This is a genomic window from Treponema sp. (assembly GCF_045657965.1).
Taxonomy (GTDB): domain Bacteria; phylum Spirochaetota; class Spirochaetia; order Treponematales; family Treponemataceae; genus Treponema_D.
This window is the reverse complement of the sequence record NZ_JAZOUG010000119.1, coordinates 1-7962: the sequence shown is the minus strand read 5'-3', so window position 1 is coordinate 7962 and position 7962 is coordinate 1. Positions and strand designations below refer to the sequence as shown.

General features: G+C 32.6%; 7 protein-coding genes and 1 tRNA gene. 4 read left to right on the top strand and 4 right to left on the bottom strand.

Annotated elements, in window-relative coordinates:
- Together ACKI5B_RS04380 and ACKI5B_RS04375 are read left to right on the top strand one after the other, a co-directional pair.
- On the top strand, window positions 1-2208 hold a 2208-nt coding region (locus ACKI5B_RS04380), incomplete at its 5' end, for an SbcC/MukB-like Walker B domain-containing protein (protein ID WP_407426205.1).
- The gene (locus tag ACKI5B_RS04375) at window positions 2205-3458 is read left to right on the top strand and encodes a Wadjet anti-phage system protein JetD domain-containing protein (protein ID WP_407426203.1); all 1254 of its coding nucleotides are present in this window, start codon (window positions 2205-2207) and stop codon (window positions 3456-3458) included. The genes ACKI5B_RS04380 and ACKI5B_RS04375, both read left to right, overlap by 4 nt.
- 10 nt (window positions 3459-3468) lie before the next feature.
- On the opposite strand, the gene ACKI5B_RS04370 is transcribed toward ACKI5B_RS04375, so the two are convergent.
- From ACKI5B_RS04370 to ACKI5B_RS04355, 4 genes are all read right to left on the bottom strand, one after another.
- Window positions 3469-5175, bottom strand: coding sequence for a retron Ec67 family RNA-directed DNA polymerase/endonuclease (locus ACKI5B_RS04370; RefSeq protein ID WP_407426201.1), 1707 nt, complete (start codon window positions 5173-5175; stop codon window positions 3469-3471).
- Window positions 5176-5340: 165 nt separating this feature from the next.
- Entirely contained in the window at window positions 5341-5868 is a 528-nt protein-coding gene (locus ACKI5B_RS04365) for an O-acetyl-ADP-ribose deacetylase (RefSeq protein ID WP_407426207.1), read from the bottom strand.
- A tRNA-Ala gene (locus tag ACKI5B_RS04360) sits at window positions 5859-5932 on the bottom strand. Before ACKI5B_RS04360 ends, ACKI5B_RS04365 begins: the two co-directional genes overlap by 10 nt.
- A 15-nt stretch (window positions 5933-5947) precedes the next feature.
- The gene (locus tag ACKI5B_RS04355) at window positions 5948-6268 is read right to left on the bottom strand and encodes a nucleotide pyrophosphohydrolase (protein ID WP_407426199.1); all 321 of its coding nucleotides are present in this window, start codon (window positions 6266-6268) and stop codon (window positions 5948-5950) included.
- A gap of 91 nt (window positions 6269-6359) precedes the next feature.
- On the opposite strand from ACKI5B_RS04355, the gene ACKI5B_RS04350 reads away from it, so the two are divergent.
- Window positions 6360-7112: a hypothetical protein gene (locus ACKI5B_RS04350; RefSeq protein WP_407426197.1), complete on the top strand. Its 753-nt coding sequence runs from the start codon at window positions 6360-6362 to the stop codon at window positions 7110-7112.
- 84 nt (window positions 7113-7196) lie between these two features.
- Window positions 7197-7871 carry a BRO-N domain-containing protein gene (locus tag ACKI5B_RS04345; RefSeq protein ID WP_407426195.1) on the top strand — a complete coding sequence of 225 codons (675 nt, stop codon included), beginning with the start codon at window positions 7197-7199 and terminating at the stop codon, window positions 7869-7871.
- Window positions 7872-7962: the final 91 nt, after the last annotated feature.

The window sequence follows — 7962 nt, the reverse complement described above, 5'->3', positions numbered from 1 at the left end:
GAATTGGAAAATGAACTTACCCAATTAAAGAATCTCCAAATTTCCTTAAAAGTTATTCTTCCACAGATTGAAAATTATTTTGATGTTGCAGATGAAAATAAAACAATTCTTCTAAATTTGAGTGAAACTGATTTTTCATCGGATAAAAAGAATTCTACATTCATTGAGTTTTCAAATAAAATAAAAAAACAACGAGATTTATTTATAGAAGAAAACGGTAGAATAAAAGACAAACTCTTTGAAGTATCAAATGAGATAACAGGTTATCAGAAGACAATAAAAGACCTTGAAGCAAATATTCGTCAGTTTCCGCCGGAAGCAGAGGAAGCAAAACGACTTCTTCAGAATGAATTTAACAAACGTGGTATAAAATGCCAGGTTCGTCTTTTTGCAGAGCTTGTTGAATCTCTTAGTGATGAATCTTGGCGCAAATCAATAGAAACATTTTTGTGGAATAAACGTTTTAATATCATTGTAGATGACCAGTATTGCCACGAGGCCTTAAAAATCCTGAGCGAAAAAAATATTTACAAATGCAGTGTTGTCCTTACAGATAAAATTCCTGAGACGGAAATTGAAGAAAACACAGCGGCTTCGGTTTTGAACATCACGAACAAAGGTGCCAGGCGATATGCGAATTATCTCCTGAATGGAATATGTCTCTGTCAGAATCTTGAGGAGCTACATGAACATCCGAAGGGTGGCATTACAAAAGACGGAATGCTTTGTAAAAGCTATGCGGCAAGTCTTATGCAGATTCAGAAGACTCAGGTTTGTTTAGGAAATAATGTAGTAAAATTTCAGCTGGAACAGGCTAAAAAAGAGCTTGAGAGACTTATTCTTGAGAAATCTGGATATGAAAAAGAAATAAAAAACAGGAATCAATTAGTTACATTGATTGATAATGTAGAATGGAAAGCTGAACGCTATAATTTTAATAGTTCAATCGAGCTTTCTGAAGAAAATAGAAATTTAAGAAAACTTTCTGCACAAATCGAAGAATTAAAAAACAGTCCAGAAATGCTTGCTGCCGCAAAGGAATACGACCTTGCTAAATCAAATTACGATGAAGCCTATAAATTTGATATTGATTTAGCAGATAAACGCGGCTCTGTTAAAAATGATATTGAAAATACAAACAATAAAATATCGGAGCGAATTGAACAATCTCAGAAATATGAGTCAGAGTACAATGAGCTTTCATCTAAATACAACGAACTTATCGATGAAATGAAAGAAGAATATGAACGTGCCAGTAAACAGCGAAATACCTTTATTGTTATTAGTAATAAGCATTTGCAAAATCTTACAAATGATGTTGATAATGCAAAGCGCAGAATGGAAGACAAACAACGAGAATATAACATTCTTTCTGAAATAGATACTTCGCATTATGGTGTTGAGTTTATAAAAGATTATCGTACTTACTATCGTGATGTGGCAAATGTAAGAATTGATGAAGCCAAAAATAAAGTTGAAAAGCAGTCAGAAAATCTTCGTAATGTTTTCTTACATGATTTTGTGGCAGAACTTAATGAAAAAATAATCTCAGCAAAAGAAGAGATTGCTGTAATCAATGCAGAGCTGAAACGCATTCCTTTTGGACGGGACATTTATCAGTTCAAGATGGAAGAAAAATCAGACCGGGAAGTTTTCTTTACTATCTGTAAAAACCTGGAACTGTATTCAGAAAGCCCGGATTTATTTACAGAAAAAACGATTAGTGATGAAAAACTTGCTGATGATGTGCAGTCTTTCTTAAACAAAATTCTTGATACAGAGCAAGAAGAAGATTATTCAGATTATAGAAATTATTTTACATATGATATGACAATCAGAAGTCATATAGGTGATGAAGAATCTGAAATGGATTTATCAAAGAAACAAGGCTCTGCCAGTGGAGGCGAAAAACAAACGCCTTATTTTATTGTTCTTGCAGCAAGTCTTATGCAATTCTATCCTAAAGATGTATGTTGTGCCCGTATTGCGTTTATTGACGAAGCTTTCTCTGCCTTATCAAAGGAACGAATTGAGCAAATGGTAAAATTCCTTGAGGATAATAATTTCCAGGTTTTCTATGCTGCTCCACCAGAGAAAATCAACAGTATCGGGCAGCATATTGATAATACAGTTTCGCTTTATAGTCAGGGAAAATACACAAAGCCTGTAGAAGGATCATGGTATTCCAGGAGTGCGACTTCAAGATGATTTATTCAAATATTCAGAAACAAATATTGCTGAAACTTCTCACAAAATATGAATCCAGTAAAACATACAAAGGTGAAAATACAGTCCTCCAAAGTTTCAGTACAAAGCCTTCGGATATTTTCAAGGACTATGAAAAGGATTCAACAGATATAAATGCAATTGAAGACTTTGAAAAACAGTGCAAGTCGCTTGAATCAGAAAAACTAATTCAGATTGATTGGAAATACGGAAGGATCTCAAAACTTATTTCAATTGCCACAGAGAAAAACTGGAATACAATTCGAACAATTCTTGGTGTAAAGGACAAAAAGGAACGACATAAAGAAGAAATAGATTTCTATATCTCTTTCTATAACAATCCAGATTTTGAACCAATCGTAAAGGATTTTTGTAAAAATCAGATTGAACGCCTAGAAAATGATAAAGAAGCCGAATATCTACAGGAAGACTCAAAAAATATTATTGCGCTCTTGAATTATATTTTGAAGAACGAGAATGAAATTCTGGAGCGAGAATTATCGATTTCTGTATTAGCAAATTCCAAGACATGGGAAGAAAAATATAAACGGAAAGTTTTGAAAGTTTTACGACAAAGCGGTTATTTCGATTCTCTAATAGATAATTGTGTTGATGAAAAAGAAATAAACAAAGTTATTCTCGAAGAATGTAATGTATATTCCAATCCTTCTTATTTATACTTTAAAGGGAATGGAAAAATAACTTTTGAAAATGATAAAACATTTTCTGTCTATTACGACATTCCGCTAGCTCTGTCTTCACAATCCATTAATAAAATAAAATCTCTTGAAATTGCTGATTCAAAAATCATGACTGTTGAAAACCTTACTTCATTCAATCGAATAAAAGATTCAGAAACATTCTTCATTTTTTTATCAGGCTATCATAATTCTGTAAAGCAAAAATTCTTAGAAAAAATCTATCAGCAAAATTTAAACAAAGAGTATTATCACTTCGGCGATCTAGATCCAGACGGATTTTTTATTCTTGAGAATTTACAGAAAAAAACTCACATTGATTTTAAGCCATATAAAATGGGAATTGAAGAACTTAAGAAGTATTCAGATTTTTCAAAAACTCTTGAAGAAAATGATATAACTAAAGCAAACTCTTTAATTGAAGAAGGAAAATTTGTAGAAATAATGAATTATATGCTTGAAAATAATATAAAACTTGAACAGGAGATAATTAGCTGGAAAGAATTATTTTTTGAGCAGAAAGATGATGATTAGGCTATAAATATTATAAATACTTACTTAACTCATTAAATAATGGTCGAAAATTTGAATAGTCAATGCTATCCTGCTTTTTTTTGATGATCTTAGTTGCAAAAACTTGTTTACCAAAGTAATGTTCTGGATCATGTACGTTATTATCCGGAGTAAAGGATTTCCCATTTATTTTTTCAGATAATAGTGTTTCATCAAAATATTGCTCAATATATCTATCATGTTCTTTATGAGTAAAAATAAATCGCACATTTTTATAAACTTCTACAGAAAGCGATGAAAAATCTTTTTTTGAAAAGAAATCTTTTGCACTATCATACTTTTTATACTTACTTATAATTTTCTCTATACCACTATCATGATCAAATAAAAAGAAAACCTGATTCATTGATTCTGTTTTCTTATATCTTTTCAAGAAACTTTCATATTGAACTAACAGTTTCAAGGAACCTGAACATCCAGAACTTATATGAAAAACACATTGGAGATAATCATTTATCCACATAAATTGAATATTTAGTGCCCCATCTGAGTTAATTAGTTTTGGATATTCTGATTTTAAGTTTTTCAATGCACATTTCAAATAAATAATATCAGTTTTACCTTCTGTAAATATTATTGGTTTTTCATTTGCAAAGAAAAATCTATAAAGATAAAAATCAATATAAATATTTTGGAATCCTGGATAATGATTTTCTACTCTTACATCAGTATTTTTACTCTTTACTGAAAAAATATAATTTAACATTCCTTCCAATTGATTTAATGTCGGTGGTTCATCTTCTGCTGCATCTTTTTTTATAAAGTATCCTCGAGTAATTAGAGAATTACACATTGCTCTTACTGTCTTATAATATTCTCTTGGTACATCTACTTTTTTATTTACAATTAAACCTACAGATGTTTGTCTTGAGTCTTTATATTGCATTGAAACTTTTTTTTCATTAGGTTCAAAGCCAGAAGTTTTTAAAATATTATTTAGTTCCTTTCCTATTACCCATTTGCCAGTTTCATCAATATACGCAATTTCTGGAGGAAAACTCTTTAAATTAGTCGAAAAAGTAAGATCATCTACATATCTTGAATAACTACATCTAATTTTGTGAGTCAGTTGTAGGATTCTATGGTCAAGAATTCCACCAATCAAAATAGTTATAATTGGTGATAGAGGACTTCCTTGAGGTAAAATATTATCATTACATGCAGTTTGAGCTATTAATGTTGCAATATGAGGGTCTAATTTAAAATTTTTATTATTTATAAAAAATCCACGAACTCGACCAAAATTAATTGAATTAAAAAAATCTTTAAGATCAACATTAAAAACATACCGTCTATTTTTGTGAATAAGAGCGTTATCATATATACACTTATTTTTTTGATAACCATAAGAAACGATATCGTGAATATTATTCTGTAAATGGATCTCTTCTAAGCATTTATATAAGTAATCTGATAGTCTTCTTTGTAAGTTCTTTAATTCGTCATTTGGAGCATTAATTGTTCTCGTACCACCATTCTTTTTAGGTATTTGAAAAGAATAATATTTTTGACCAGAATAATGATAAATCAAATAGGAAACATTTCCTGCTTTAAATCCTAATAATTTTGCGAAATCCTCTGTTGTACGCGCATCTTGCAGTCTTTTCAAATACTTCATAAAAAAAGCCCTATAAGTACTCTTTGGCGATAGATCTTCTGTCTGTCTAATCTGAAGCATAGAACGAAAATAGCCGAGAAACCTCATGCAGCATTTTCTTCAAATATTGCGAAACACAATAATAAAATCTACTTATAGGGCAGTTTCAATAATCCTTTTTTTAAATACTTTTGTCAATTAATGTTTTAATAAGGAATGACACCAGACGACAAGGAAACGACAGCTTTATAAGTAGTTTATAAACTCTGGGAACATCTCTCCTGCAAATCCAAACTCTCGTTCCCCAAACAGTACCAACGTAATCTCATCAAAATCATCCTGATGCAATTTCATAGTTTCTACAGCAACTTTTATTGCCTCGCGCTGAGGATAGCCATAAACACCGGCAGAAATCAACGGAAAGGCAATAGTCTTAAGTCCATTTCCTTTTGCAAGATTCAAAGAGTTTTCATAGCATGAAGTCAGAAGCGCTTCGGCCTCTGCAGGTTTATGTTCAAAATAAACCGGACCAACAGTGTGAATTACAAATTTCGCAGGAAGTTTATAACCTTTTGTGATTTTTGCTTCGCCAGTTCTACAGCCGTGAAGAGTACGGCATTCTGCCAAGAGTTCAGGACCTGCAGCCCAATGAATAGCGCCATCAACACCGCCGCCTCCAAGAAGGCTTGAATTAGCAGCATTTACAATTGCATCGCAATCCAGCGTTGTGATGTCGCCTTTGATAATTTTGATTTTTCCCATATTGGAGCTGATCGGACTTGAACCGACTACCTCTACAATGCCATTGTAGCGCTCTAGCCAGGTGAGCTACAGCCCCGATAATTTTATTATATCACAATTCCGTATATTTTTTATTACTTCCCTTCGCTTTTTCTACCGGATATTTTGCTTCATTCATCGTCATTTTCATATTTATAATTTCGTCTTCATCCAGGCCAAGCTTGTCCAGCAGATTACGGCAATAAACCATAACATCAGCAAGTTCTTCTTTTACATGCTGCAAGTCGTAATCTTTATCTGACCACTGGAAACATTCCAAGAGTTCATTAGCTTCAATCGAGATGGATTTTGCAAGATTTGCAGGTGTGTGGAACTGGTCCCAGTCGCGATCTGCGGTAAATTTTCTGATTCTGTTTATTGTTTGTTCTGTCATATTTTTTTTATAACGTAAAAGCTCAAATTTTGCACTATTTTTAAACTACAAGTTTACAGATATCTACCAAAATCAGTGCTAACGTTTATATATGCGTCCTACAAAAAGTAAAGAACGACTTGCCTATTATAAACGCTTACTCGCGCTCGATAAAAAAAGGAAAGAATTATCAAATCGTAAAGATGCTGAAGATAATTACATTGAAATTCCCAGAATGCTTATTGGTTATAAAATCAAGCTTGTTCCAGTTGATTCAATGAAAAATCGTGATGATGGTCTTACAGAAGCAGTCGAAGCCGCTACGTCATGGTTCAGGTTTTCTGATAAGCCATTCAGATTGTGCAATTTAAAGACTTATCGATGCGAATTCAGAAATCACATTCATTATTGGGATTGCTATGAAAAGGACGAGTTTGAAAAAGAATTTTTCCAAAATAAAGTCTTTAAAAAAGGTCATCTAAAACTTCTGGATATATGTGAAAAAGATTTTGAAAAGTTGAGCGATTCTGCAAAGAATTATTTCATTCAGGGATTTAAGGAATATGATAAAAGAGGTAATCCCGTTTACATTTATCATCCTGATATCCCAAAAACTTATGTTCGTGAATATGAAGAAAAACTTTTCTGGAATCGCCTTTATATTCCTGATGGTGATGCCTTATCAGAAAAGAAAAAACTTGATAACTGGCTTAATTACAAAAGAGAATGCGAACTCTGGCATTATGAGGGCTGGAAAACAAGCCGCTATTGCAAATGGGAACGTGATGTCACTCATAAACAAATTCGTGCTCAATCAAAAGTTGAATTAGAAAAAGCTGTCAGAGAATATTTTGAAACCGAATAATTCGCCTCATTATTTGAATTTAAACTAACAGTTTAATTCTTTTATTCTCCTTTTGTTTTATTATGAAACGTGTAGGAGAATGACTTGGATCAACCTAGTTCAATAAAATTATTTAAAGAGAATAATATCCGCTATGTCTGGGATGATGAAAAAGAAGACTGGTACTTTTCTCTCTTTGATATAATTTCATTTTTGATAGACTGTACTAATCCTGAAGAATACGTAAAAGAAATACTTTCTCACGATAAAGGCCTATCTCTTAGATGGAATACAATTTGTGTTCCAGTTCAAATGCCTGGAAATGATGGAAATAAACATGAAGTTCAATCCGTAAATACCCAGGGGGTATTCCGTATCATACAATCAATTCCTTCAAAAAAAGCAGAACCAATCAAGCAATTTCTTGCAGAAATTGGCGCAGAACGCTTAAAGCAAATGCAAAATCCAGAACTTTCCATACAACAGGCTCTTCAGGATTATCGTAGGATGGGATATTCGGAAAACTGGATTAATATGCGGCTAAACTCGATTGAAATAAAAAAGGGCCTTACAGACCAGTGGAATTTGCATAACGTAAAAGATCCTTCACAGCAAGAGGCACTCACAGATGTTATTTGTAAAACCTGGTCCGGCAAAACTGTAAAGGAATACAAAAAGTTTAAGGGGCTGAAAAAAAAATCACTGAAAGACAACATGACCAATATTGAAATGGTTCTTAGTATGCTTGCCGAAGTTTCTGCTTCAACCATTCAAAGGTAAAGAATCCCCAAACTTTTGAAGAAAATGCGAGGTGTGCTTATGATGGTGGAAGAGTTGCAGAAGTTGCTCGTCAAAGTCTTGAAAAGGAGTT